Here is a 23404-nt window from a genome sequence, read left to right as displayed (position 1 = left end):
GCGAGAACCGAGTTCTATGACTGAGTACGTTAATCCCGATGGATCCTTGAACACCGACGCTATTCGCGCGGAGTTCCCAATCCTGTCGCGCACCGTGCGTGATAACACGCCGTTGGTGTACCTGGATTCGGGTGCGACGTCGCAGCGACCGGAGCGAGTGTGGCGTGCGGAGGAGGAGTTTGTGCTTCACACCTTCGCACCGGTTCACCGTGGCGCGTATCAGCTGGCCGAGGAGGCCACCGATGCGTACGAGTCCGCGCGCGGCAAGATCGCGGCATTCGTGGGGGCCCAGGATCATGAGATCGCGTTTACAAAGAATGCGACGGAAGCACTCAATCTCGTTGCTTTCACGCTTGGCGACGATCGCGCTGGCGACCTCTGCATCACCGCCGAGGACACAATCGTGGTCACCGAACTTGAGCACCACGCGAACCTGGTGCCGTGGCAGGAACTCGCACGACGCACCGGCGCCAGCTTGAAGTGGTACGGGTTGACAGATGACGGGCGCATTGACCTGGAGTCCCTCGAGTTGGATGAGACCGTCAAGGTTGTTGCCTTCACGCACCAGTCCAACGTGACGGGTGCCGTCGCTGATGTCGCGGAAATGGTGCGCCGTGCGAAGGCTGTCGGCGCGCTCACCGTGTTGGATGCGTGCCAGTCCGTGCCACACATGCCGGTGGACCTGCACGCTCTTGACGTGGACTTTGCGGCGTTTTCCGGCCACAAGATGTGTGGTCCCTCCGGCGTCGGTGTTGTCTACGGTAAGGGGACGCTGCTGAACCAGCTGCCACCGTTTTTGACCGGTGGCTCCATGATCGAGGTTGTCCGCATGGATGGTTCCACCTTCGCCCCGGCACCGCAGCGCTTTGAGGCGGGCACGCAGATGACCAGCCAGGTCGTTGGTCTTGGTGCTGCCGTTGATTTCCTCCAGGAGATCGGTATGGACAACATCGCCGCCCATGAGCACAAGCTGACCGCGTATGCGCTGAAGCGTCTTCAGGAGATCGAAGGGCTGAAAATCACCGGGCCGCTTACAGCAGAGCAGCGCGGGGGCGCCATCTCCTTTGTGGTCGATGGAATCCACCCGCACGATCTCGGCCAGGTCCTGGATTCGAAGGGTGTGTGCATCCGCGTGGGCCACCACTGCGCATGGCCAGCACACCGCGGGCTGAACGCGCAGTCCACCGCGCGCGCCAGTTTCTACCTGTACAACACCACCGAAGAGATCGACGCGCTGATTGATGGCATCGAGGCTGCCAAGGAATTCTTCGGTGCCTAGCGCCGTTGAAACAAGGTAGAACTAAAACTAACCGTTTAAAGGTCAAGGCAGAAGAAAGAAGAGCATGAACCTAGAGGCGATGTACCAAGAGGTCATCCTCGACCACTACAAGAACCCGCAAAATGCGGGCCTGCGTGAGCCGTATGAGGCGGAGGTTCACCACGTCAACCCCTCTTGCGGTGATGAGCTCACGCTGCGTGTTCACCTGTCGCCGGATGGCAACACAGTGGAGGACATCTCGTATGACGCGGAAGGGTGTTCGATCTCTCAGGCGTCGACAAGCGTGCTCACAGAAGAAGTGATCGGCCTGCCTGTTGCTGAGGCGATGAAGAAGCTCGACGCTTTCGAAGAGATGATTACCTCTAAGGGTGAGAAGGACGGCGACGCCAACCTCATCGGCGACGGCATCGCGTTTTCCGGCGTATCCAAATTCCCCGCACGCGTGAAGTGTGCGCTGCTCGGCTGGAAGGCTTTCCAAGCGGCAACGAGCGACGCGATCATGAACCTCGAGAAAAACTAGGAGACACACATGGCTACCGACAACACCGACACCACAAGCCAGTCCAACTTCGACGGCCCCGGCGAGCGCCCTGAGCAAACCGAAAAGCAGATCCAGATTGCTTCCGATGTTGCCGAATACCTGCACGACGTCATCGACCCCGAGCTGGGCATCAACGTCGTTGATCTCGGCCTTGTGTACGACATCTGGATCGAAGAGGAAGGCGACAAGAAGACCGCCATTATCAGCATGACGCTGACCTCGCCGGCGTGCCCCCTTACGGACGTCATCGAGGAGCAAGTTGAAAACGCCGCTGTTGGCTCCGGCACCGTGGATGACATTTCCCTCCACTGGGTGTGGATGCCACCTTGGGGTCCGCACATGATCACTGAGGACGGCCGCGAGCAGCTGCGCGCACTCGGCTTCGCCGTCTAATCCGATGATTTGACCGCGGCGCTAGACTGACCCGTTGTGATTGTCACCAACGACCTCGAAGTCCGCGTCGGCGCCCGGACCCTTTTGAACGCCCCCGGCCAGCACCTGCGTGTGCAGCCGGGGGATCGCATTGGTCTTGTCGGCCGCAACGGTGCGGGCAAGACCACCACGATGCGCATCCTGGCGGGGGAGACCGAGCCCTACGGCGGTTCCGTGACGCGCTCCGGGGAGATTGGGTACCTGCCGCAGGATTCGCGCGAGGGCAATATTGAGCAGTCTGCGCGTGACCGCGTGCTTTCGGCCCGCGGGCTTGACCAGCTGCGGTCCTCCATGGACCGGCAGCAGGAGATCATGGAGACCGAAGAGGGCTCCAAGCGCGATGCCGCGATTGCCAAATACTCCCGCTTTGAGGAGCGTTTCCAGGCCCTCGGCGGGTATGAGGCCGACGCGGAGGCCGCGCAGATCTGCGACAATCTCGGGCTGCCCGCGCGTATTCTGGACCAGCCACTCAAGACCCTGTCCGGTGGTCAGCGCCGTCGCGTGGAGCTCGCACAAATTCTCTTCGCCGCCAACGACGGTGCGGGCAAGTCCAAGACCACTTTGCTTCTCGACGAGCCCACCAACCACCTCGACGCCGACTCCATCACCTGGCTCCGCGATTTCCTGTCCAAGCATGAGGGCGGGCTCATCATGATCTCCCACGACGTGGAACTGCTCGAAGCCGTGTGTAACAAGGTGTGGTTCCTCGACGCCGTGCGCGGGGAAGCGGACGTGTACAACATGGGCTTTGCCAAGTACAAGGATGCCCGTGCGCTCGACGAGGCACGTCGCCGCCGCGAGCGCGCCAACGCGGAGAAGAAAGCGTCCGCCCTGCAGAAGCAGGCCGCCAAGCTCGGCGCGAAGGCGACGAAGGCTGCCGCTGCGAAGCAGATGCTTGCCCGTGCGGATCGCATGATGAATGAGCTGGATGAGGTGCGGATGGCGGACAAGGTGGCGTCGATAAGCTTTCCTGAGCCCGCACCCTGCGGTAAGACCCCGCTGTTCGGCAAAGGTCTGACCAAGATGTACGGCTCGCTGGAAGTTTTCGCGGGCGTGGATCTGGCGATTGATAAAGGCTCCCGCGTGGTGGTGCTAGGCACAAACGGTGCCGGTAAAACGACGCTGCTTAAGTTGCTGGCGGGCGTGGAGCGCACCGATGGCGAAGGCGGTCTGGTCACCGGCCACGGCCTGAAGCTCGGCTACTTCGCCCAGGAGCACGACACGATTGACCCCGACAAGACCGTGTGGGAAAACACCATTCAAGCGTGCCCCGACGCCGGCCAACAGGACCTGCGCGGGTTGCTCGGCGCGTTCATGTTCTCCGGCGAGAAGTTCGAACAACCCGCCGGGACGCTTTCCGGCGGTGAGAAAACCCGCCTCGCGCTCGCGACCCTCGTGTCATCGCGCGCCAACGTGCTGCTTCTCGACGAGCCCACCAACAACCTCGACCCCCAATCCCGCGAACAAGTGTTGGATGCCCTGAAGACCTACACCGGTGCGGTTGTCCTCGTCACCCACGACCCCGGCGCAGTCAAAGCTCTGGAGCCTGAGCGCGTGATCATCATGCCGGAGGGCGATGAGGACATGTGGAGCGACGACTACATGGAAATCGTGGAGTTGGCCTAGCGCGCGTAGTGGGCGGCGAAATTAGCCAGGATGGCGTTGTTGGCGGAGTAGTCGTAGTCGTAGCCTTTCGCGATCTGGGATTCGAAGGTCTCTGTCGACGTGTACCCGTGGTGGGCGTAGAGGCGGAGGCGGAACTCGAGGGCTTCCGCGGTGAGCTCCGGATGGAACTGCGTGGCGTAGACATGCTGGCGGACGCGGAACATCTGGGTGGGGCAAGCCTCGCCGGTGACAAGCGTGGTGATGCGCGGGTCCTCCGGCATCTGTGCGATCGCTTCTTTGTGGCCGACGATGGTGTCGAACTGCGCGGGTGTGTCACCCAGGACGTCGTCGTGCTCATCGGTGCGGGACACCGTGACTGGGCCAGCTTCCTCCGCATACTGGTCCGACAAACGCGCACCGATCGCCGTGCCAATCGCACCGATGCCGTAGCACGCACCGAGCAACGGGAAGTCGCGGTCAATGCACTCCGCGACTAAGGTCCCGATTTCCCGTTCCACGCGCAGCTGCAACGGGGACTTCATCAACTCCATGTTGTTGAACGGGCTGCCACCGAGCAGTACTGCCGAATAGTCGTCTAGGTTCACCTCGCCGAGTTCGGTTTGGTCGAGGCGACGTTGCTCAATGGAGGAGGCGCGGAGAAGCATGGCATTAGCGAAGCTCTCGAGCTCTTCCGCAGCGGCTTCATCTTCGGGACGCGTGCTCAACAGCAAAAACGGGCGGGGAGTGGTCACTCAAGTAAATCTAGACGATGATGGACTCTATGAACCCAATTGATTCACTCAAAGATGCCTGGAACTCCCTCAGCAAGGAAGAAAAGACAGTCGCCGGAATCTTCGGCGCACTCGACACCGCGCTCAAGGGCTACGCACTGTGGGACCTCGCGCGCACTGACGCCAACCGCCTCCGAGGCCCGAAATGGTTCTGGACCCCGTTCATCGGCGGTGTGAACACCATCGGCTGGGCGGCCTACTTCACGGTGGGCAAGAAGCGCTAACGAATAACCCCGCCTGAATAGAAGCGGACACGGCTGACCGGTTGTGTGCGCTTCTTTTGCCATGGGTAGGTGTCTTCGGCGGCGTCGATAGGCGTACGCAGAGTGAGTAGGGTGTCGGTGCCCGCAGGTCCACCGAGGGTGAGCTCCCCGTCGCTGACCACCGTCTCAGCAGCGTGATTGCGTGAGTGCGATTGCTTCGCGATGAGTTCCCGGGGGATGTCTACGAAGATCTTGTGACCACGGCGAAGAACCACGCGTTCACTGTCAGAATAGGACGGGCGGATCCGCTCGCTTGCAATGAGCGCCCAGATGCACACAATGCCCCACACCGACAACAGCAGTGCGAGGATGCGGAGTGCACCTTCGGGTAACAGCAGGTGCACGACGACGATCTCGATAAGGATGACCACGGTGAACATGGCGACCAGCTGGAGCCGCCCGGGCTGGTGAGGAAGAGCCTCGGCGCTCGCCGGCACGAGCGTCTGGCCTCGGGCCCACCGCCAGAGGTCGCGGTAGAGGCTCCATTCGTACTGCGCCGCACGTATCGCCGGGTGACGGCGCACAAGCTGGAGCACCTTAGTCACGGAACTCACCCGCAAGCTTCTCCACGATCTCCGGGGACTCGGTGTCACCAGCCGTTAGCGGAACATCGCCTGGTACAAGCGTGCCAGTGAGATCGCGCATGATCCCGCGCGGGAGAAGCTCCGCTAGCTTATCGACGTCCCCCGCCTCCCACGCCACCGCAAACTCGTCTGTTGCCTTGACGCAGTCGGGGTTGGCAAGGTTGGCACGTAGTTGATCCCATGTTGCGGGCGTGGCTACACCGGTGAGTGCCATGAGGTCGAAGCTCTCTATCTCGCCCCAGAGGAAATCAGTGTCGCCCAGCACTTCTAGCAAACGTGCGCGCACGTCTTCCGGCATTCCCAGGGGAGCGGCTTTCAGCGTGGTAAGACGCTCCCGTTGGCGGGTGAGGTGGGCAATCTGGGCGTCGATGAGCTCCAAAGACCGGTCGATGGCGTCTGTGGAGTGGATGTGGGTGGTGGCGACTCCAGCGTCGATGAGCGCGCGGGCGCGAAGTACCGCCGCAAGGTCACGGACGGTGTAGTCGCGGTAGTTGCCAGGAGTGCGTGCGGGCTCCGGCACGGCCCCGGTTTCGTGCAAGTGGCGGATGGCGCGCACGGAGCAGCCGGCAGTGCGCGCGACGTCAGAGATCCTCATGCCGCCATTCTGAACTATGACGCCACGTGAGGGTCAAGAGCTAGTTGCGGAAGCCGTGAACCGGGGCGGGGATGAAGCCGCCACGCTCGATGAACGGCGCGTTGCTCACCTGGTTCACGGGGATCACCGGCGCATAGCCGAGGAGGCCACCGAAGTTGACCTCGTCGCCAGGTTTCGTACCCGGCACAGGAATGAGGCGAGTGGCGGTGGTCTTGTGGTTCATCACGCCAATGGCGGCTTCATCGGCGATCATGCCGGAGATGGTCGCGGCGGTGGTGTCGCCGGGGATGGCGATCATGTCAAAGCCCACAGAGCAGATCGACGTCATCGCTTCGAGCTTGTCCATGGTGATCGAACCGGAGCGCACCGCGTCGATCATGCCCTGATCCTCCGACACGGGGATGAAGGAGCCGGATAGACCGCCGACGCGGGAGCAGGCCATCATGCCGCCTTTCTTGACGGCGTCGTTAAGCAATGCAAGCGCCGCAGTTGTGCCGTGCGTGCCCACTTGGCCGAGCCCCATGTGCTCGAGGATGTGCGCGACAGAATCGCCGACCTCGGCTGTCGGGGCGAGCGAAAGATCAACGATGCCGAACGGCACACCGAGCCGCTGCGCTGCGAGTGTGCCCACGAGCTGGCCCGCGCGCGTGATCTTAAACGCGGCCTTCTTGATCTCCTCGGCAACCTCATTGAGAGACTTGCCCTTCAACGGCGTGATCGCACGATCCACCACGCCCGGGCCGGAGACACCGACTGAAATCACGGTATCCGGCTCCTCAATACCGTGGAAAGCACCAGCCATGAAGGGGTTGTCACCCACAGCGTTCGCGAAAACAACGAGCTTTGCGCAGCTTATCGACGACCTCTCCGCCGTCAACTCCGCCGCCTCCTTCACCACCTCACCCATGGTTTTCACCGCGTCCATGTTGATACCGGCGCGGGAAGACGCAACGTTCACGGAACCGCAAACGAACTCTGTGTCGGACAGGGCTTCCGGGATGGAGGTGATGAGGCGCTCGTCGGCTTCCGTCGCGCCCTTTTCCACGAGCGCGGAGTACCCGCCGATGAAGTTCACGCCAAGCTCGCGGGCGGCTTTATCGAGGGCGTGGGCGATGTCAGCCGGGTTGCCCTCGACTCCCGCTGCGACAAGCGCGATCGGGGAGACAGAGACACGCTTGTTCACGATGGGGATGCCGAGTTCGCGTTCGATGCCCTGGCAGACGTCGACAAGCCGTGCGGCGCGCGTGGTCACCCGGTCGTAGACAGCCTGCGCAGTGGCAGCCATCGTGGAGCGCGTGCAGCCAATGAGCGAAATACCCATGGTGACGGTGCGGATGTCCAGGCGGTAGTCCTCGATCATCGAGATGACGTCGATAATGCTGGCAGACTTGAAGTTAAGTTCGTTGCCCATCGTGCTAGATCTCATTCATCGCGGTGAACAGGGCCTCGCTCTGGACGCGGATGTCCACGCCAAGGTCTGCGCCCACCGTAGTGAGCGTGTCCTGCAGCGCGGCAATGTCAAAGCCTTCTTCCGGTAGTGCAACGCGCATGATCATGGTGAAGAAATCACTCATGAGCGTCTGCGACAGGTCGACGATGTTGATGTTGTGGTCCGCCGCAGCCTGAGCGACTCCGGCGATGATGCCGGTCCGGTCCGGGCCGGTTGTGGTGATGATCGCGTACATGGTTTCCCATGCTAGACCCCAAACCGCCGAGCCTACGACAGCGGGGCAAAGCGTGCTCGAGGATTCCTGGAATCTGTGGATAACTTTCGCTGGTTCTGGAGTTATCCACAGGTTTTTGAGGTGGCCCTTTACAGCCGTTGGTGGCCGTGTCAGGGTGGCAGACATGAATGGTTTCGGAGAGTTCCTCGGCGCTGTCGCCGCTGGGGTGGACACCTTGGCGGGCTTTGACCGCCAAGCGGCGCTTGACGCCGGGGTGCAGCCGAAACGCGTGCGCGACTGGGCCAAGGTGCACGAGGTGTACTTCGGGTCGACGAGGTTGAAGCGGCAGCAGAGGGTGGGCGTGGCTAAGGCCCGCGCGAACCGTGTGTCCATGGACACTCTGATCCTGATCGAAGAGAGCACGAAGCTTATTACCGATCCCTTGGAGCGCTGGCGCCTCCGCCACACCCTGCTGGACGTGCGGGGCAATTATGAAACCGTGCGTCGGCGCGCGAAGGAGATCGTGCCAGCCGTGGAGCCGCCTCCGCCGGCAGATGGGGTCAGCTTCACTGGGTCACGCAGTACCAAGCGCACAATGATGGTGACGGGGCCGGAGCGCTTCATGGCTGACCTGGAGCACGCGATGAGTCAGGACATTGATCCTTCCCGGCCGCGGGGCCCACAGTTGTTTGAGGCGTTTAGGAAGCTAATGGAGTCCGGAGGCGGGGTTACGCGGGCCGTGCCGCGCCCGTTGGTGCTGGTGCCGCTGCCGGAGCACATCCGCATTGTGCGCCATGAGGGGGATGAGACGATCCTCGGTCTCACGGACGGCACCACGATGACTGGTGCGGAGTTCCTCGCTGCGTTCCACGGTGCTGACTTGGAAGTCGGTTTGTTCCACCCGCAGGAAGGCGCGGTGAACCTGTACCGCGGGCAGCGCTTGGCTAACCAGAAGCAGCGCGACTTAGCGCGGGCCGTGACGCCTACGTGTCCGGTGCCTGGCTGCCGGCACGGCGCAGATGCGTGCGAACTCCACCACATGACGGCCTGGAAGCACGGGGGAGAGACTAACCTGTCGAATTTGGTGCCACTGTGCCGCTATCACAATCGGGTCAATGACGATGATCCGTGGCGGCAGGCCCGCGGGCGCGTCGAACCGATCCGGGGTGCGCCGATCTGGGTGTCACCCCGAGGCTATCCGGTGCTGAATGAACGTCACCCTTTTGGAGCGCTGCGCTCCCTCTTCGGCGTCCCCATTTTTCGCTAGCGTGGATGGCATGGAATTAGAGTTCACTCAGTTCGTTCTCGTCATTGGCGCTGGCGGAAAGGTCAGCCGGTTGAGCGTGCCGCTGCTCGTCGCGGAGGGGCACAAGGTCGCCGGCCTCGTGCGCAACCCTTCGCATGCGCAGCAGCTTATCGACGCCTCCGCCACCGCCATCGTCACCGACCTCACCCACCTGGACACGGAGGAGTGGGCGCGTCTTGTCACACCGTTTGATGTGGTGGTGTGGTCCGCTGGTGCCGGCGGAGGAGACCCGGAGCGAACGTATGCGGTGGATAGGGACGCCGCGCTGCGCCTGATCGATGCGCTGGAGGAATTGGGGGAGTTCGCACCGCGCCTGGTCATGGTGTCCTATGCGGGTGCCGCTCAGGCGACGGCGGAGGATGACGGAAGTAGCTGGTATGCGTATGTGGAGGCGAAGAAGGCCGTCGATAAGCGCCTGTTGGCGTCGGAGCTCGACTACATCATCTTGGGGCCAACGAGGTTGACCATGGAGCGCTCACGTGGCGGGCGAGCTGTCGATGAGCACACGGGCGCGGATTCGACCACGTCGCGTGAGCTCGTCGCGCAGGTGATTGTGGAGGCCGTTGGGCGGGAGGCGATGCCGGCGAATCCTTTCGACTTCGAGGACGGGGACACCCCAGCGCGGGAGTTAGCGCTCTAGGCAGAATTCCGCGAAACGCTTCACGAGCGCGTTCGCCGCCGTGGTATCCACGCTGGGGAGGGCAGCGACGATGTTGTCGTACTCGTCCTGCGGGAAGTAGCCGTAGTCGTAATAGAAATCCATGCGCGTCTTCATTGCGGGGGCGTCCATCTCCGCGTGGAACTGCGTGGCCCACACGCGATCGCGGTAACGCAGAATCTGCACGGGGCACGAAGGGCCTTCCGCGAGCAACGTTGCGCCCTCGGGGGAGGCCAGTGGGTTTTCCGTGTGGCCTGTCAACGCGGTGAAAAGCTTGGGCAGGCCAGCCATGAGCGGATCCTCCTCCGCGGCAGGCAATGCGCTCACGATTGTCGGGCCCGAGTTCTCCGGATGGGAATGCCCCACCTGTCCACCCAAGTGGTGAGTGAGCCAGCTAATGCCGTAACAGACGAAGAAAACGGGAATGTCACCCTCCGCCAGTTCAGCGAGGATCTCATGAATATGATTCTGCCACGGCGAATACTCCTCATTGGTGATGTTCAAGGAACTGCCACCCACAAAGATGCCATTGATGCCGTCGAGGCTGCCCACCTTCGTCGTCTCGTCGGGGATGGAGCGCAGCTCGATGTCATCAGTGCTCAAACCGGTTGCACGCAACGTGTCGTGGTATTCAGCGTGGGACACCGCAGGGCCAATGGGGCCGTTGCGCAAAGACAGGAAAAGCAGTTTGGGCATAAGGGAGGATTGTAAGTGGGGGAACGTAGATAAGCGAAAAGCCGGCTCCCACAAGGGGAACCGGCCTTTAGCTATGCAGCTTAGTTCTTGACCATCTGGCGCAGAACGTACTGCAGAATGCCACCGTGGCGGTAGTACTCAGCCTCACCAGGTGTATCCACGCGAACCTTGGCGTCGAACTCAACCTTCTCGCCACCGTCCTTCGTGGCGGTGACGTGGACAGTCTCCGGAATGGTGTCGCCCTCGTTGAAGGCGGTAATGCCGGTGATGTCGAAGGTCTCGGTGCCGTCCAAGCCCAGGGAAGCGTGGGTCTCGCCCTCCGGGAACTGCAGCGGCAGAACACCCATACCGATCAGGTTCGAGCGGTGAATACGCTCGAAGGACTCGGTGATGACAGCGCGGACGCCGAGCAGGTTGGTGCCCTTCGCAGCCCAGTCACGGGAGGAACCGGTGCCGTACTCCTTACCAGCCAGGACGACCAGCGGGATGTTCTTCTCGGCGTAGTTCTGAGCAGCGTCGTAGATGAACGCCTGCGGAGCGCCTTCCTGGGTGAAGTCGCGGGTGTAACCGCCGGCCTCTTCCACCAGCTGGTTGCGCAGGCGGATGTTGGCGAAGGTACCGCGGACCATGACCTCGTGGTTACCACGACGGGAGCCGAAGGAGTTGTAGTCGTGGCGAGCCACACCGTTTGCATCCAGGTAGTTCGCAGCCGGGGTGCCCGGCTTGATGGAGGAAGCAGGGGAGATATGGTCCGTGGTCACGGAGTCGCCCAGCTTTGCCAGCACGCGTGCGCCGGTGATGTCCTGAACAGCCTCCGGCTGCTCCGGCATACCGTCGAAGTACGGTGCCTTGCGGATGTAGGTGGAGTCCTCGTTCCAGGAGAAGGTCTTGCCCTGCGGGATGTCGAGTTCCTGCCACTGCTTGTCGCCCTTGAAGACGTCAGCGTAGTCCTTCTCGTACATCTCGCGGGAGATGGTGTCAGCGATGACACCCTCGATCTCCTCAGCGGACGGCCACACGTCCTTCAGGAAGACGTCGTTGCCGTCAGCGTCCTGGCCAAGCGGCTGGGTCTCGAAGTCGAAGTCCATGGTGCCGGCGATGGAGTACGCGATAACCAGCAGCGGGGATGCCAGGTAGTTCATCTTCACATCGGGGGAGATACGTCCCTCGAAGTTACGGTTACCGGACAGGACTGCGGTTGCGGTCAGGTCGTACTCGTTGATCGCAGCGGAGATCTCGTTCGGCAGCGGGCCGGAGTTACCAATGCAGGAAGCGCAGCCGAAGCCGGAGAGGTAGAAGCCGACAGCCTCCAGGTCCTTCCACAGGTCAGCACGGTTGTAGTAACCGTCGACGACCTGGGAGCCCGGAGCCATAATGGTCTTCACCCATGGCTTGGCCTTCAGGCCCTTCTCAGCAGCCTTGCGTGCCAGCAGTGCCGCACCGACCATGACGGACGGGTTGGAGGTGTTGGTGCAGGAAGTGATGGCGGCGATAGCAACCATGCCGTGGTCGAGGGTGTACTCGCCACCCTGCGGGGACTCGACGATGACCGGCTTGGAAGCACGGCCCTCAGAGCCATCAGCAGCGGACTCGCCGTTTGCCGGCCAGGACTCGTTGTAGGAAACGGTCTCAACCTTCTCGGCGCGTACCGGCTCTGCGTGGCCGTCGCCAGCAGTGTTGTAGTCCGGCAGCTGCTTGCGGAAGGTTTCCTTGGACTCTGCGAGCAAGATGCGGTCCTGTGGGCGCTTCGGGCCAGCGATGGACGGCTTGACGGTGGACAGGTCGAGCTCGAGGTACTCGGAGTACTCGGCTTCCTTTGCACCCTGCTCGAGCCACATGCCCTGAGCCTTGGCGTAAGCCTCGACGCGGTCGATGGTCTCCTGGTCGCGGCCGGTGAGGTGCAGGTAGTTGATGGTCTCCTCGTCGATCGGGAAGATCGCACAGGTGGAGCCGAACTCCGGAGACATGTTGCCGATGGTCGCGCGGTTAGCCAGCGGGATCTGCTTGACGCCGTCGCCGTAGAACTCGACGAACTTCTGAACCACACCGTGCTCACGGAGCATCTCGGTGACGGTCAGCACCACGTCAGTAGCGGTGACACCAACCGGGATCTCACCGGTGAGCTTGAAGCCGACGACGCGTGGGATGAGCATGGACACCGGCTGGCCGAGCATTGCTGCCTCAGCCTCGATGCCGCCAACACCCCAGCCCAGGATGCCCAGGCCGTTCTCCATGGTGGTGTGGGAGTCCGTACCAATACAGGTGTCCGGGTAAGCCACGCCCTCGTTGTCGAAGACGACGCGGGAGAGGTACTCGATGTTCACCTGGTGGACGATGCCGGTTCCCGGCGGGACGACGCGGAAGTTGGAGAAGTTCTCTGCACCCCAGCGCAGGAACTGGTAGCGCTCCTCGTTGCGCTCGTACTCAATCTCAACGTTCTTATCCAGAGCGCTCTCGGAGCCGAACGCCTCGATGATCACGGAGTGGTCAATGACCATCTCAGCCGGGTTCAGCGGGTTGACCTGGTCCGGGTTGCCGCCGAGGGAGGAGACTGCCTCGCGCATGGTGGCGAGGTCAACCACACAGGGCACACCGGTGAAGTCCTGCATGAGGACGCGTGCCGGGGTGAACTGGATCTCAATGGACGGCTCTGCCGACGGATCCCAGTTAGCAATCGCCTTGATGTGCTCCTCGGTGACGTTCTTGCCATCTTCGGTGCGCAGCAGGTTCTCGCCCAGCACCTTCAGGGAGTAGGGGAGTTTCTCCATACCTTCGACTGCGTCGAGGGCGTAGTAGTCGTAGGACTTACCGCCGACCTCGAGAGTCTTCTTCGCGTTAAAGGAGTTCTTGCTCTCAGACACGTGAGCTCCGTTTCTCGTTGTCAAACTTAGAATCTGGGTGTCGCGACCCATAGGGGTCCCTACCAGCACATCCTAGGGCACTCGACCTTGAAAGTCGGTAATATGGCTCACCTAACGGCTTTCTATGGAACTTTTAGCTACCCCGTCATCGGAAAACCCCTCACATCGGGGGTCTCGGCGCCACCTGCTGCGTTGTCCTGCGCGCCTCCGGAAAGCAGGGGGAAAGAACGCTAACCTTTGCCGGTATGGCTCCTGTGAACGTCGATAAGGCTTTTTTGACTGCCCAGCTTGCGGATGATTGGGTTGCGTTTGAGACGGATAACCCGATGAATCTTGTTATCGAGCCGGAGTTGTTGCGGGCGGTCAATGACGCTAGTTCGCAGGAAGCCGGGTCTTTTGGTTATGTCGTGCTGGAAACGGTGGGGGCGGGCCCGGGCGCGCTGCGTGATCTCGCCCAAGAGCTTCTCGACGCCACCCAGGCCACCACCGTCATCGTCCGCGCCCCTGATGCGACCGCTGCAGTGAGCAACGAATTGACGCGCGCACAGATTGAAAAGGCGGAGTTCGCCTTGATCCGTGAGCCAGACTATGCGCTTGGGGTAGACGCCTTCGCGCAAGATGTGGCGAGCAACGGGGAACCGCAGTGGGGCGTTATTGGCGCGATTGTGGCGGTCGTTATCGCAGCGGCGGCCCTCATTGCGCGTATGTCGGTCAAGCGTCACGCCTAGACTTACGCGACACGCCGGGCCGGGTAACTGTCTATCAAAGTGCTTCGTGTTAACGCGTGTTACGCGATAAACCCATTGATGTGATTGAGATCACACGTGTTTGCTATGCCGTTAAAGTCCCAGCGTGCCCAAAAGTAACAGTCATGTGATTTGGCTTGACCAATGTGAAAATTGGTAAAGGATATGCACCAGACGTCTGAAGTGACCTATGGTTTCTATGTCAGCTCGCGGGCTGATAGCTGTTACTTCTAACGCACTCGTAACATTTTTTGAATAACGCAAAACTGAACTCTGGCCCCTGGCCGGTGGGAGGTTTGAATCAATTCGGGCATGTGGGGAAGCACGCCAAGAATTGAGCTCGTCTCCGTCGCTGTATTTGTTGGCGACGGGGCGAACTCGCGTTGCGGTCAAGTTTGAGGTACGGACGATTACCCGCGGGCTCACATCCGTGATCGTTCTAAAGTCCGTACGTCGGCCGGAGGGCCGGGCTTAGTTTGTGCTGCCGCACGCGCTGAGCTAGTGCGGTGAGAGGAATACCTCCGTGGTTTTCACAGTCCGTTCTAATCGTTCTGTGCAGTTTGGTTCCCGGTCGCAACGTTGCCTCCGGATGCTCTTGCCTGCAACGGCCTGCGCTGTGTCGCTGTCCGTGATGAGCAGTGCGACATCGGTGGCGCAAGAGTCCCCGATTACTGCACTCGTTTCTGACATCACTGGCTTTGAGGCTGATATCAATCGCATCAACCTTGAGCTTGGTGGGTTGCAGGAAGCGGTGAACCAGGCGCTCGTCGATCTGCACGATGCTCAGTCTTTGGCCGAGCAGGCTCGCCAGGGTGCTCAGGAGGCGAAGGAACGCCTTAATGCATCACAGGCCGACGTTGATCGTGCGCAAGAAGAGTTGGATGCGGTATCCCGCTCTTCGTACCGCGCGCAGAATTCTGCTTCTCCGGCCCAGTTGGGCTCGGGAGATGCACGGAAAGATTCGCTGGACCGTCAGACTTACCTGCGCCGTGAGTCCGATGAGAAGCGTGACGCCCTCGAGGAACTCGTGCGTAATCGCACTATCGCCGCAAACGACGAGTCCACGTTGCGTCAAGCGAGCAGGCTTGCCGACGATCGCGAGCGCCAAGCAACCCAAGCCGAGTCCGACGCCCGAGGGACGCTGGATAACGCGATGAACGAGCTTTCAAATAAGCTCGCCGCCCGTGATACGGCTTCGGCAGATCTCGCCAACGCTCAAAGCGAATTGGCGGAGCTGCGTCCAGATCACCCGCTCGCGGACACCACCCCGGAGCCGTCTGAGACCGCTGATGTCCCAGAGGAATCTCCGGTGCCGGCTGAGACTGAGACTCCAGCAGCACCAGCTGATCCATCGCCAGAGACATCTGCTGTAGAGACCCCGGCACAGCAGGAAGTGTCCGAAACCACCCCGAGTGTTGAACCCAGCACTGAGGCAACGGCGACCACGGACACACCCCAACAGGACACCGTGACCGCCGCAATGGATGCGTTGGCAGAGGCCGTGGGTAACTCCCAGGCTGATCACTCCACCTTCGAGAACCCGTATGGGAATGGGGCGACGGGGGAGATTGCGGCGACGTCGGGAAGCGAAACGGCGAATGAGACCGTTGAGGAGTCTGTGTCGGAGGTTCTTCCAGAGGTGAAGGACAGTGCGACAGTGACTGAGGAGATCCGCGAGGAATCGTCCACGACCGTTGCTGATGGCAACCGACAGCAGCAGATTGAAGCCATGATTGCCCGCGCTGAGTCGCAGATTGGCACCCCGTATGTCTGGGGTGGTGGTGATGCGAATGGTCCGACAGCTGGTATCAGCGACGGACGGACCCCGCGTACCGGCCAGCTTGGCTTCGACTGCTCTGGCCTAGTCTTGTACGCCTTTGCCGGTGTGGGGATTTCGCTTCCGCATTACACCGGTTATCAGTACCAGCGTGGTGAGAAGATCCCGGTGGCACAGGCTGAGCGCGGCGACCTGTTGTTCTGGGGTGATGGGGGTAGCCGTCACGTGGCTATTTACCTGGGTAACGGTCAGATGCTCGAAGCGCCACAGACCGGTATGAACGTGCAGAAGACTGCGGTGCGCCAGAGCGGTATGGCACCGTATGCGGTCCGACTCATTTAGCACAATCAGCCATCGGGGTAGTCACGGTTGATCTAGACTAGCGTCCATGTCGTTTAGTGATTTTGATGCACTCCTCGTTCTTTCTTTCGGTGGCCCCGAAGGGGAGGACGAGGTTATTCCATTTCTAGAGAACGTAACGAGAGGTCGGGGTATACCGCGCGAACGTCTTGCGGCTGTCGGTGAACACTATTTCCACTTCGGAGGTGTGAGCCCGATTAATGATCAGAATCGCACGATCATCAGCAATGTAGAGGCGGAGATCGCGCGTCGCGGGGAGTCTTTGCCGGTCTATTTCGGTAACCGTAATTGGCACCCTTTCGCACAAGAGGCTGCGGAGAAGATCAAGGCGGACGGTCACCGTAAGGTGGCAGTGTTCGCTACTTCCGCGTGGGGTGGCTATTCTGCGTGCCGTCAGTACGATGAGGACATCACGAAGCTCCGTGACTCCCACGGTGATATTGAGTTCACCAAGCTGTGGCAGTTCTACGGACATCCGATCTTCGTCAAGCTCATGGCTGATCATGTGCGCGAGGCTTGGGAGTCAGCTGATCAGGACTCTACCCGTGTACTCTTCGCTGCTCACTCAGTGCCCAACGCAGCTGATGATGCGTCTGGCGGATCCAAGGATTCAAATCTTTATTCGCGCCAGGTAGAGGAAGCCTCCCGCCTCATTGCTGAAGCGGCGGGCGTGCCTTCCTATGAGGTCGTGTGGCAGTCACGGTCCGGTAATCCCGCGACACCGTGGCTTGAGCCGGATGTCGTGGACCGTACCGAAGAACTTCATGCGTCAGATCCTTCGATTAAACACATCATTTGTGTCCCTGTCGGCTTCATCACGGATCACATGGAGGTTGTGTGGGACCTCGACACGGAACTCAAAGAGGCTTGTGAGGAGCGCGGTATGACACTCACGCGTACCGCAACTGTCGGGTTGGAGCCGGAGTTTGCCAACCTGATCCTTGACCTTGTGGAGAAAACTGCCGCCCGCAGTGTGCCTGAGACACTCTCGACAGTCACCGTGCAGGGCTGCACGCGTAACGGTGCGCCTTGTAAACCGGACTGCTGCGTTAGCTAGTCTGCTGGCAATTCAGCACCGCATCAGCAACTCCAGCCATGCGTGCTGTACGGATGTGACGCCAGAGACTGAAAAGTTGAGGGTCGAAAGAGTGATCGCCCAGCTTATCGACGACAGTCTCAATCACCGCCGCTACCCGGTCCGCTCGTGCAAATAGTTTGGCGGCCCGCGGGGTGGTGGACATTGGCAAACCGGGCGTGTCGTAGAAATCGGCTAAAGAACCAACAGTGAGCCGGGGATCGGGAAGATCTGCCCTGGTGCCGCCAGTAGCTCGAATGAGCTCGGCGGCTTCTGTTGTTGCCTGGGAGAGTAAAGCGTCCGCTTCACCGGGGCTGAGCCAGGCGGGTTCGGGCAGACGGGCGTGTTCCTCAAACCAGCGCCACGTGGTTCCCTCGGGGGTGTAGTGCGGGAGCAGTACATGCGTGACACCGTCATAGCCACGAAGGGCGAGGGCAGCTTGTCCGGCTTCGTTGAGCGCCATAGCCGCGGGGGAGCCGGCGGGCAGTTCTGGGGGTTGACCGGGGCCCGACAGAATGAGTCTGACCGCAGGGCCTTCTACATCGAGGTTGGTGGCTTCGCGGATGTCTCGGAGGAGCGTCGTTAAGGCTTCGTCCTGGTAAACATGCGGGCCGCCAAGGTCATGCAGTGCCGAGATGACATTGTCCGTAGATTCGTGCCCGCACAACCACGCGGATAGCCACACGGCAGTGTTCTGGAGTGGGGAGAAGACTTCGGCGCGCGTACTCATTTGGGGGAGTATATCGGATACGCTGTGGCCCACTATGAGATCAACGGACCCGTACTCAGGCGATATCTTTGCAGGCCATGCACGTAACCAACCCCGCACCTTCCCGGAAGTGTCGGCGACACGTGACATTGTTGCGGAAGTGTTCGGCGATGACTTCGTCGGTGCGGTCATTGGCTGCGAGAGGACATACGACGGAGATTTTGTTCGCCTAGAGGACCGTCGAGGCGTGCAGCGCCTGTTCAAGCTATTGCCTGGGGCGTTTCTGGTGGAGGGCCAGCGGGTGACATTGAGGCGCCCGGTCGCTGCGCCCGTGCAACAGAAATCGAATTCGGGTTCCCGCAAGGTTGAAAATGTGCGGGCGAAGGTGGCCATGCCGTCGCGGATTTGGGTGGAGGGTGTGCATGATGCGGCGATCGTCGAAAAGATTTGGGGCCATGACTTGAGGGTTGAAGGCGTGGTCGTGGAATATCTCGAGGGGCTGGACAACCTTCCGGAGCGACTCGCGGAATTCCAGCCGGGGCCCGGCCGTCGCATTGGTGTGCTGGCCGATCACCTCATCGAAGGGACGAAGGAATCGCGTCTTGTTGAAGGTGTCGGGCCTCACGTGTTGGTTACCGGCCACCCCTACGTGGATATTTGGGCGGCAGTGAAACCAGAACGGCTGGGGATGCGAGCGTGGCCCGAGGTGCCAAAGGGGGAGGACTGGAAGACAGGCATCTGCCAACGTTTGGGATGGTCTGATCCGCGGGAAGGCTGGAGCCGTGTGTACAACGCGGTGGAATCCTTCCGGGATGTAGACCATACGCTCATCGGGGCAGTAGAACGCCTCGTGGATTTTGTTACGAACCCAGATCTGAGCAAGCACGACCTGTAGCCGGTAGAGTTACTTCCGTGGGTGCAATTATTTGGCTAATAGGAGCGCTAGGACTCGCTGGCCTTGAGCTTGCGGTCGGCGAATTTACTTTTCTCATGCTCGCTAGTGGTGCACTGGTGACATCGGGGGCATCTTTGCTGGGGCTGCCCGTTTGGGCCGAATTGGTTATTTTCGGCGTCTCCTCTGCAGCCCTCATCTTGTTCTTGCGCCCATTTTTGCACCGCCGTTATTTGACCCCCAGCAAGTTGGACACCTCGCCGAAAGCTCTTGTTGGCAAAGGCGCAGTTGTGGTGGAGGACATCACACCGACCAGCGGGCAAGTTCGCCTGGATGGCTCGATCTGGTCTGCCCGTGCGGTGGATCCTGCCCACACTATTCCTGAGGGGGATCATGTGACGGTCGCCGACATTGACGGAATCATTGCAGTCGTTTGGAAGGACTAGCTATGGCAGCAACTATTTTTCTAGTTGTCCTCTTCATCTTTATTATCTCGGTGATCTTCCGCGCTATTGCGCTGATCCCGCAGGGTGAAGCAGCGGTTATTGAGAGGTTGGGGCGCTACACGCGCACCGTGTCCGGGGGAATCACGTTGCTGGTTCCATTCGTCGATAGGGTGCGTGAGCGTGTGGATACGCGTGAACGTGTTGTGTCCTTCCCACCGCAAGCTGTGATTACGCAGGATAACTTGACGGTGGCCATCGATACGGTGGTGACCTTCCAGATCAACGATCCGGCCCGCGCAATCTACGGCGTGGATAACTACATCGTTGGTGTGGAGCAGATTTCTACCGCAACTCTCCGTGACGTCGTGGGTGGTATGACCCTGGAAGAAACCCTGACCTCGCGCGAGACGATTAACCGCCGGCTGCGCGGTGAGCTCGATGCTGCAACAGCCAAGTGGGGCCTGCGCATCAGCCGAGTTGAGCTCAAGGCAATTGATCCGCCACCATCGATCCAGCAGTCGATGGAGATGCAGATGAAGGCTGACCGTGAGAAGCGCGCGATGATCCTCACCGCTGAGGGTCGCCGTGAGTCTGACATTAAGACTGCTGAGGGTGAGAAGCAGGCGCGCATTCTGGCCGCAGAGGGTGAGAAGCACGCGTCGATTCTCGCGGCTGAAGCTGAGCGCCAGGCAGCGATCTTGCGCGCGGAAGGTGAGCGCGCCGCGAAGTTCCTGGAGGCACAGGGTGAGGCCCGCGCGATCCAGAAGGTCAACGCAGCGATCAAGTCCTCCGGTGTTACGCCGGAGCTGCTGGCCTACCAGTACATGGAGAAGTTGCCCAAGATCGCCGAGGGCAATGGCTCTTCGATGTGGATGATCCCGTCCCAGTTCGGTGATTCGCTGGAGAGCTTTGCCAAGGCGTTTGCCAAGAAGGATGATGACGGCGTCTTCCGCTACGAGCCGGGCCAGGTTGATCCGCAGGCTCAGGAGATCGCCTCCCAGGATGACACGGACCAGTGGTTCGAAATGTCCTCCGACCCGGAGATTGCTAAGGCTGTGGCTGAGGCTCGCGCCGTGGCCAACAAGCCGGTTGATGGTGCTCTCGAGGAACCCCAAGAGGTGCAGAGCTACCAGCCGCCGAGCCAGGAGCAGCCTAACTTTGAGCAGTCTGGCTGGGAGCAGCCGTCTACTGAGTATCCCCGGCAGCTCTAGACATCAAGTTCACGGCTAGCTGCCATCCCGCTTGCTCGGCTTGCCATCCGGCTGCTTGCAGGCGTTGGCTCATTGCCTGTTTGGAAATACCGAGCTGTGCTGCCGCTTCGTTTTGATTGAGTCCGGAGCGGACAAGTGCTGTTGCCTCGCGGCCCTCAACCGTGCGCTTGGCCAGCACATGACCGAGCAGAGCAAAAGCCGAAGCAATGTCTGCCGCATCAGTGCCGGGTTGTTGCTTTTCGACGACAACCCCCACAGCCCCCGCCTTCACCCCAACCGCATCCGTTGCGGCGTAGATGGCGGGGCCTTTGCGTGTGATGCCGATGCCGATGGCCCAATTGCCATCAGATAGCAACGCCATCCCGAGCATGCATGCTGCCTCCGCATCATCAACGTGCGCGCGAATATCTTCCACGCCCACAACCTCGAAGCGCCCGACGCCGTCAAGGGTGGACAGTGCTTCGGCGGAACGTTTCACCAAATCGGCACGACGAGAATCGTGGCCTCGGTAGCGAGCGTGGACGGCAATCATGGGGAACAGTGTAGACCCTAAGAAGGGCTGTCTACGGTAGGGGCTTGACGGAGGGGTGTTGTGGCGTCGATAAGCAAGCCCGTGCACCCAACAACCGCGAGTATCACCATGATGGCAACGAAGGTGGGGTCGGGGCGGTCGGTGAGAGTATCCCCGAACATAGTGACCAGTATCGTGCCTGGTGCTGAGCCGATAAAAGTGGCGATGGCGAACGGCACAACGGGTACGCGGGTGAGCGCCGCGGCGTAATTCATGATGGAAAACGGGATCCCAGCAATCATGCGCAGACTCGTGACTGCCAACCAGCCTCGTTGCTCCAGACGTTGGTTGATGCGCTGAACCGACGGGTGCGTAAGTCGGGGTTCGACCCATTCTCGAAGTAGGAAGCGCACGAGGAGCAGGGAGATCACCGCGGACACCGTCGTCGCCGTGAGAGCCAGCAGTACGCCTTTGACCGCACCGAATAGGATCCCCGCAGAGACCGTCAGCAGAGTGCGGGGGATAGGGAACTGGGTGATGGCCACGTACGCGAGCCAGAAGACCACGGGGAACCATGCGCCGGTTGTGTCGGACCAGGAGCGGAGTTGGGGGAGGGAGGGGACGTCGATAAGCATCCACGCGGCGATGAAAAGCGCGGCCGCAACGATGACGAGAAGAGTTTTGTTGCGGGTGCTTGATGGACGAAGACTCACGGCAACATCTTCCCCCGCAGGTACCCTGGGGCCAAACTCGACGGGACACACGATGGTCTGCGAAGGCCCGAAAGCCCTCCCGTCCATATTGTTCATGGCAGGCCTGGTGTTCAACGCGGTGGCGCTTTTGCTGCGGAAGAAGAACCTGATTTTGCCCTGGTGTTGAGTGAACTCGCTGCGGTGTTCGGACTGACCTTCCTGGGGTTACCCTTCGCCTGCGCTACCTTTGCGGTGCTAATGGTGCTGTCCTCGAACATCATCCTTATGCTCTTGTATCCCGTGCTGAAAGTGGGGGTTAGAAGCTGCTTTTTGATGGGCATGATCGTCCAAGCAGTTGTGAGTCTGGTGATGCTTGCTGCCTTTGTGCTTGTTGTGAAAAACGTCGTGGTCGGACCTACACAAGGCCGCAGCTTGAGTGGGGAAGCGATGGACTTTGGGGTCCAGCACCACGCTGTCCAAGGTCAGCTTTTCCTCGCTGCTGGGGCCTTGGCGTGGTTGGGCCGGTTTGACTATCGTGCTTTGCGCCGATCCGCGACCTGCGGTTTTGCCGTGCGTGATTTGCGATAGTCAAACCAATCCTTTCTAGGCACACCAAATGGCCGGGCATGCCGGCTACTTGGTGGGTTACCGCCCGTACAGGAGTGTCATGACCCCAAAGGGGTGGACGGTATTCGGGACGAGGTGTCCGTTTGGTGATCTCCATATGGGTGCGCCCCGGATGTTCTCCACTCTGCCGTAGTGGGATCTGGTGGGGTCATCATCATTGGTGCGGTTGTGATACCGGCACAACATCGCCAGGTTATCCATGTTGGTTAACCCACCCTTCGACCAGGCTTTGATGTGGTGGACCTGACAGTTATCCGCCGCATGCCGACAATCCGGTACCGGACACATTGGTGACAACGCTCTGGCTAGGTCGCGTTGTTTCTGGTTGGCAAACCGTTGTGTGTCATACAGGTTGACAGCACCTTGTTGTGGGTGGAACACCGCTACTTCTAGTACGTCCCCAAAATTCTGGGCCAAGTATTCCGCACCGGTCATGGTGGTGCCGTCGGTCAGCCCCAGGATGACATCGTCGCCGGCACCACTGATGATCTTGGTGTGCTCTTCCAATGGGATGAGGATCAGCGGACGGGGTACAGCAGGAGCAATACCCTGGGTTGGTGCGTCCTTAGCATTGGGGCGAAGACCGAGGATGGTCATGAATGCTTCATACATCTGTGGCCCGGCAGGCCCATCGCCGGTGATTTGTTGGCGTAGTGCGTACTCGATGGCTGCCATGTCGTGTTCTGGGCCCATGACATTCATGGGGCGGGACTGCTTACGTGAGCGACCAAACCGGATTGTTGGCTCCGGGGCAGGCTTATCCACCTCCGGGACGATGTCCTGAGCGCGACGCTGCAGCGTCTTGTAGTTTCCCTTGACCGACAACAGGGCAAGGCGTAACTCCCATTTCTTGCCGGGGTCTGTGATCCCGGCAAGACGACTCTCGATGTAGGCAAGCTGATCCAAGGACTTCTTCGTCGAGCGTGCCACTGTAATCGCGTTGGCTTGTTTGCGGGTGAACTTGGTCGGCCCGTAGTAGACCTTGTGGACTTTGGTCCATTCGCGCACAAGGGCGGGTTTGCAGCCAGCGTCGAGGAGCACCTTGGCATCAAAGGATGCCAGGGTCTCGATCGGGTTGGTTAA

The 23404-nt window shown here is 60.6% G+C and carries 25 protein-coding genes; 14 read left to right on the top strand and 11 right to left on the bottom strand.

Going from position 1 to position 23404, the window contains the following annotated elements; translation table 11 throughout:
- Nucleotides 1-16 precede the first annotated feature (16 nt).
- The 4 genes from QP968_RS06340 to QP968_RS06325 all read left to right on the top strand — a co-directional run bounded on the left by QP968_RS06340 (nucleotide 17) and on the right by QP968_RS06325 (nucleotide 3878).
- Nucleotides 17-1279: a cysteine desulfurase gene (locus QP968_RS06340; protein ID WP_284855562.1), complete on the top strand. Its 1263-nt coding sequence runs from the start codon at nucleotides 17-19 to the stop codon at nucleotides 1277-1279.
- Nucleotides 1280-1343: 64 nt separating this feature from the next.
- Nucleotides 1344-1799 (top strand): Fe-S cluster assembly sulfur transfer protein SufU, encoded by a 456-nt coding sequence (gene sufU, locus QP968_RS06335; protein WP_284855561.1) that lies wholly within the window; start codon nucleotides 1344-1346, stop codon nucleotides 1797-1799.
- A 9-nt stretch (nucleotides 1800-1808) separates the two neighbouring features.
- The gene (locus tag QP968_RS06330; RefSeq protein WP_284855560.1) at nucleotides 1809-2213 is read left to right on the top strand and encodes a metal-sulfur cluster assembly factor; all 405 of its coding nucleotides are present in this window, start codon (nucleotides 1809-1811) and stop codon (nucleotides 2211-2213) included.
- A gap of 36 nt (nucleotides 2214-2249) precedes the next feature.
- Nucleotides 2250-3878 carry an ABC-F family ATP-binding cassette domain-containing protein gene (locus QP968_RS06325; protein WP_284855559.1) on the top strand — a complete coding sequence of 543 codons (1629 nt, stop codon included), beginning with the start codon at nucleotides 2250-2252 and terminating at the stop codon, nucleotides 3876-3878.
- Here the strand turns inward: QP968_RS06325 and QP968_RS06320 are convergent.
- Entirely contained in the window at nucleotides 3875-4609 is a 735-nt protein-coding gene (locus QP968_RS06320) for a glutamine amidotransferase-related protein (protein ID WP_284855558.1), read from the bottom strand. The two genes, QP968_RS06325 and QP968_RS06320, sit on opposite strands and share 4 nt — an antisense overlap.
- A 29-nt stretch (nucleotides 4610-4638) precedes the next feature.
- Between QP968_RS06320 and QP968_RS06315 the strand changes: the two genes are divergently transcribed.
- Nucleotides 4639-4872 (top strand): hypothetical protein, encoded by a 234-nt coding sequence (locus tag QP968_RS06315; protein WP_284855557.1) that lies wholly within the window; start codon nucleotides 4639-4641, stop codon nucleotides 4870-4872.
- Here QP968_RS06315 and QP968_RS06310 read toward each other — a convergent pair.
- The 4 genes from QP968_RS06310 to QP968_RS06295 are packed head-to-tail and all read right to left on the bottom strand — an operon-like array spanning nucleotide 4869 to nucleotide 7775.
- Entirely contained in the window at nucleotides 4869-5456 is a 588-nt protein-coding gene (locus tag QP968_RS06310) for a hypothetical protein (protein ID WP_284855556.1), read from the bottom strand. The two genes, QP968_RS06315 and QP968_RS06310, sit on opposite strands and share 4 nt — an antisense overlap.
- Nucleotides 5449-6090 carry a MerR family transcriptional regulator gene (locus QP968_RS06305; RefSeq protein ID WP_284855555.1) on the bottom strand — a complete coding sequence of 214 codons (642 nt, stop codon included), beginning with the start codon at nucleotides 6088-6090 and terminating at the stop codon, nucleotides 5449-5451. Before QP968_RS06305 ends, QP968_RS06310 begins: the two co-directional genes overlap by 8 nt.
- 40 nt (nucleotides 6091-6130) lie before the next feature.
- Nucleotides 6131-7501: a PFL family protein gene (locus tag QP968_RS06300; RefSeq protein WP_284855554.1), complete on the bottom strand. Its 1371-nt coding sequence runs from the start codon at nucleotides 7499-7501 to the stop codon at nucleotides 6131-6133.
- 4 nt (nucleotides 7502-7505) lie between these two features.
- Nucleotides 7506-7775 carry an ACT domain-containing protein gene (locus QP968_RS06295; protein WP_284855553.1) on the bottom strand — a complete coding sequence of 90 codons (270 nt, stop codon included), beginning with the start codon at nucleotides 7773-7775 and terminating at the stop codon, nucleotides 7506-7508.
- 163 nt (nucleotides 7776-7938) lie between these two features.
- Here QP968_RS06295 and QP968_RS06290 point away from each other — a divergent pair, with 163 nt between their 5' ends.
- Both QP968_RS06290 and QP968_RS06285 read left to right on the top strand, forming a co-directional pair.
- On the top strand, nucleotides 7939-9021 hold the full coding sequence (locus tag QP968_RS06290) for an HNH endonuclease signature motif containing protein (protein ID WP_284855552.1): 1083 nt from the start codon (nucleotides 7939-7941) through the stop codon (nucleotides 9019-9021).
- A gap of 10 nt (nucleotides 9022-9031) precedes the next feature.
- Nucleotides 9032-9700 carry an NAD(P)H-binding protein gene (locus QP968_RS06285; protein WP_284855551.1) on the top strand — a complete coding sequence of 223 codons (669 nt, stop codon included), beginning with the start codon at nucleotides 9032-9034 and terminating at the stop codon, nucleotides 9698-9700.
- On the opposite strand, the gene QP968_RS06280 is transcribed toward QP968_RS06285, so the two are convergent.
- Together QP968_RS06280 and acnA are read right to left on the bottom strand one after the other, a co-directional pair.
- On the bottom strand, nucleotides 9689-10414 hold the full coding sequence (locus QP968_RS06280; RefSeq protein WP_284855550.1) for a glutamine amidotransferase-related protein: 726 nt from the start codon (nucleotides 10412-10414) through the stop codon (nucleotides 9689-9691). The genes QP968_RS06285 and QP968_RS06280 overlap by 12 nt on opposite strands.
- Before the next feature lie 80 nt (nucleotides 10415-10494).
- Entirely contained in the window at nucleotides 10495-13275 is a 2781-nt protein-coding gene (acnA, locus tag QP968_RS06275; protein ID WP_284855549.1) for an aconitate hydratase AcnA, read from the bottom strand.
- 245 nt (nucleotides 13276-13520) lie between these two features.
- On the opposite strand from acnA, the gene QP968_RS06270 reads away from it, so the two are divergent.
- The 3 genes from QP968_RS06270 (at nucleotide 13521) to QP968_RS06260 (ending at nucleotide 17215) form a co-directional block, all read left to right on the top strand.
- The gene (locus QP968_RS06270; protein WP_284855548.1) at nucleotides 13521-14003 is read left to right on the top strand and encodes an Rv1476 family membrane protein; all 483 of its coding nucleotides are present in this window, start codon (nucleotides 13521-13523) and stop codon (nucleotides 14001-14003) included.
- 607 nt (nucleotides 14004-14610) lie between these two features.
- Nucleotides 14611-16140, top strand: coding sequence for a DIP1281 family NlpC/P60 protein (locus QP968_RS06265; protein WP_284855547.1), 1530 nt, complete (start codon nucleotides 14611-14613; stop codon nucleotides 16138-16140).
- 46 nt (nucleotides 16141-16186) lie between these two features.
- On the top strand, nucleotides 16187-17215 hold the full coding sequence (locus QP968_RS06260) for a ferrochelatase (protein WP_150386748.1): 1029 nt from the start codon (nucleotides 16187-16189) through the stop codon (nucleotides 17213-17215).
- Here the strand turns inward: QP968_RS06260 and QP968_RS06255 are convergent.
- Nucleotides 17208-17963 carry an Rv1486c family protein gene (locus QP968_RS06255; protein WP_284855546.1) on the bottom strand — a complete coding sequence of 252 codons (756 nt, stop codon included), beginning with the start codon at nucleotides 17961-17963 and terminating at the stop codon, nucleotides 17208-17210. The two genes, QP968_RS06260 and QP968_RS06255, sit on opposite strands and share 8 nt — an antisense overlap.
- 34 nt (nucleotides 17964-17997) lie before the next feature.
- On the opposite strand from QP968_RS06255, the gene QP968_RS06250 reads away from it, so the two are divergent.
- Genes QP968_RS06250 through QP968_RS06240 form a run of 3 tightly spaced genes read left to right on the top strand, consistent with a single transcriptional unit; the run spans nucleotide 17998 to nucleotide 20491 of the window.
- The gene (locus QP968_RS06250) at nucleotides 17998-18837 is read left to right on the top strand and encodes a DUF3097 domain-containing protein (RefSeq protein WP_284855545.1); all 840 of its coding nucleotides are present in this window, start codon (nucleotides 17998-18000) and stop codon (nucleotides 18835-18837) included.
- Nucleotides 18838-18854: 17 nt separating this feature from the next.
- Nucleotides 18855-19280: an NfeD family protein gene (locus QP968_RS06245; RefSeq protein WP_284855544.1), complete on the top strand. Its 426-nt coding sequence runs from the start codon at nucleotides 18855-18857 to the stop codon at nucleotides 19278-19280.
- A gap of 2 nt (nucleotides 19281-19282) precedes the next feature.
- Nucleotides 19283-20491 (top strand): SPFH domain-containing protein, encoded by a 1209-nt coding sequence (locus QP968_RS06240; protein WP_284855543.1) that lies wholly within the window; start codon nucleotides 19283-19285, stop codon nucleotides 20489-20491.
- On the opposite strand, the gene QP968_RS06235 is transcribed toward QP968_RS06240, so the two are convergent.
- Complete coding sequence (locus QP968_RS06235) at nucleotides 20466-21023, bottom strand: MarR family transcriptional regulator (RefSeq protein WP_284855542.1); 558 nt, start codon at nucleotides 21021-21023, stop codon at nucleotides 20466-20468. The genes QP968_RS06240 and QP968_RS06235 overlap by 26 nt on opposite strands.
- Nucleotides 21024-21040: 17 nt before the next feature.
- Nucleotides 21041-21637 carry a TVP38/TMEM64 family protein gene (locus tag QP968_RS06230; protein WP_284855660.1) on the bottom strand — a complete coding sequence of 199 codons (597 nt, stop codon included), beginning with the start codon at nucleotides 21635-21637 and terminating at the stop codon, nucleotides 21041-21043.
- A gap of 258 nt (nucleotides 21638-21895) precedes the next feature.
- Between QP968_RS06230 and QP968_RS06225 the strand changes: the two genes are divergently transcribed.
- Nucleotides 21896-22282 carry a hypothetical protein gene (locus QP968_RS06225; RefSeq protein WP_284855541.1) on the top strand — a complete coding sequence of 129 codons (387 nt, stop codon included), beginning with the start codon at nucleotides 21896-21898 and terminating at the stop codon, nucleotides 22280-22282.
- Nucleotides 22283-22339: 57 nt separating this feature from the next.
- Here QP968_RS06225 and QP968_RS06220 read toward each other — a convergent pair.
- The coding region (locus tag QP968_RS06220; protein ID WP_284855540.1) for an HNH endonuclease signature motif containing protein at nucleotides 22340-23404 on the bottom strand (1065 nt) is incomplete at its 5' end.

The organism is Corynebacterium sp. MSK041, assembly GCF_030232265.1.
Taxonomy (GTDB): domain Bacteria; phylum Actinomycetota; class Actinomycetes; order Mycobacteriales; family Mycobacteriaceae; genus Corynebacterium.
The sequence above is the reverse complement of the archived record's forward strand: the minus strand, read 5'-3'. Positions and strand labels throughout refer to the sequence as shown.

Excerpts from the sequence above, each read along its gene's own strand:
- QP968_RS06340 (WP_284855562.1), top strand. The coding sequence starts at position 17 with ATGACTGAGTACGTTAATCCCGATGGATCCTTGAACACCGACGCTATT.
- sufU (WP_284855561.1), top strand. The coding sequence starts at position 1,344 with ATGAACCTAGAGGCGATGTACCAAGAGGTCATCCTCGACCACTACAAG.
- QP968_RS06330 (WP_284855560.1), top strand. The coding sequence starts at position 1,809 with ATGGCTACCGACAACACCGACACCACAAGCCAGTCCAACTTCGACGGC.
- QP968_RS06315 (WP_284855557.1), top strand. The coding sequence starts at position 4,639 with ATGAACCCAATTGATTCACTCAAAGATGCCTGGAACTCCCTCAGCAAG.
- QP968_RS06305 (WP_284855555.1), bottom strand. The coding sequence starts at position 6,090 with ATGAGGATCTCTGACGTCGCGCGCACTGCCGGCTGCTCCGTGCGCGCC.
- QP968_RS06300 (WP_284855554.1), bottom strand. The coding sequence starts at position 7,501 with ATGGGCAACGAACTTAACTTCAAGTCTGCCAGCATTATCGACGTCATC.
- QP968_RS06295 (WP_284855553.1), bottom strand. The coding sequence starts at position 7,775 with ATGTACGCGATCATCACCACAACCGGCCCGGACCGGACCGGCATCATC.
- QP968_RS06290 (WP_284855552.1), top strand. The coding sequence starts at position 7,939 with ATGAATGGTTTCGGAGAGTTCCTCGGCGCTGTCGCCGCTGGGGTGGAC.
- QP968_RS06285 (WP_284855551.1), top strand. The coding sequence starts at position 9,032 with ATGGAATTAGAGTTCACTCAGTTCGTTCTCGTCATTGGCGCTGGCGGA.
- QP968_RS06280 (WP_284855550.1), bottom strand. The coding sequence starts at position 10,414 with ATGCCCAAACTGCTTTTCCTGTCTTTGCGCAACGGCCCCATTGGCCCT.
- QP968_RS06270 (WP_284855548.1), top strand. The coding sequence starts at position 13,521 with ATGGCTCCTGTGAACGTCGATAAGGCTTTTTTGACTGCCCAGCTTGCG.
- QP968_RS06265 (WP_284855547.1), top strand. The coding sequence starts at position 14,611 with ATGCTCTTGCCTGCAACGGCCTGCGCTGTGTCGCTGTCCGTGATGAGC.
- QP968_RS06260 (WP_150386748.1), top strand. The coding sequence starts at position 16,187 with ATGTCGTTTAGTGATTTTGATGCACTCCTCGTTCTTTCTTTCGGTGGC.
- QP968_RS06255 (WP_284855546.1), bottom strand. The coding sequence starts at position 17,963 with ATGAGTACGCGCGCCGAAGTCTTCTCCCCACTCCAGAACACTGCCGTG.
- QP968_RS06250 (WP_284855545.1), top strand. The coding sequence starts at position 17,998 with ATGAGATCAACGGACCCGTACTCAGGCGATATCTTTGCAGGCCATGCA.
- QP968_RS06240 (WP_284855543.1), top strand. The coding sequence starts at position 19,283 with ATGGCAGCAACTATTTTTCTAGTTGTCCTCTTCATCTTTATTATCTCG.
- QP968_RS06235 (WP_284855542.1), bottom strand. The coding sequence starts at position 21,023 with ATGATTGCCGTCCACGCTCGCTACCGAGGCCACGATTCTCGTCGTGCC.
- QP968_RS06230 (WP_284855660.1), bottom strand. The coding sequence starts at position 21,637 with ATGCTTATCGACGTCCCCTCCCTCCCCCAACTCCGCTCCTGGTCCGAC.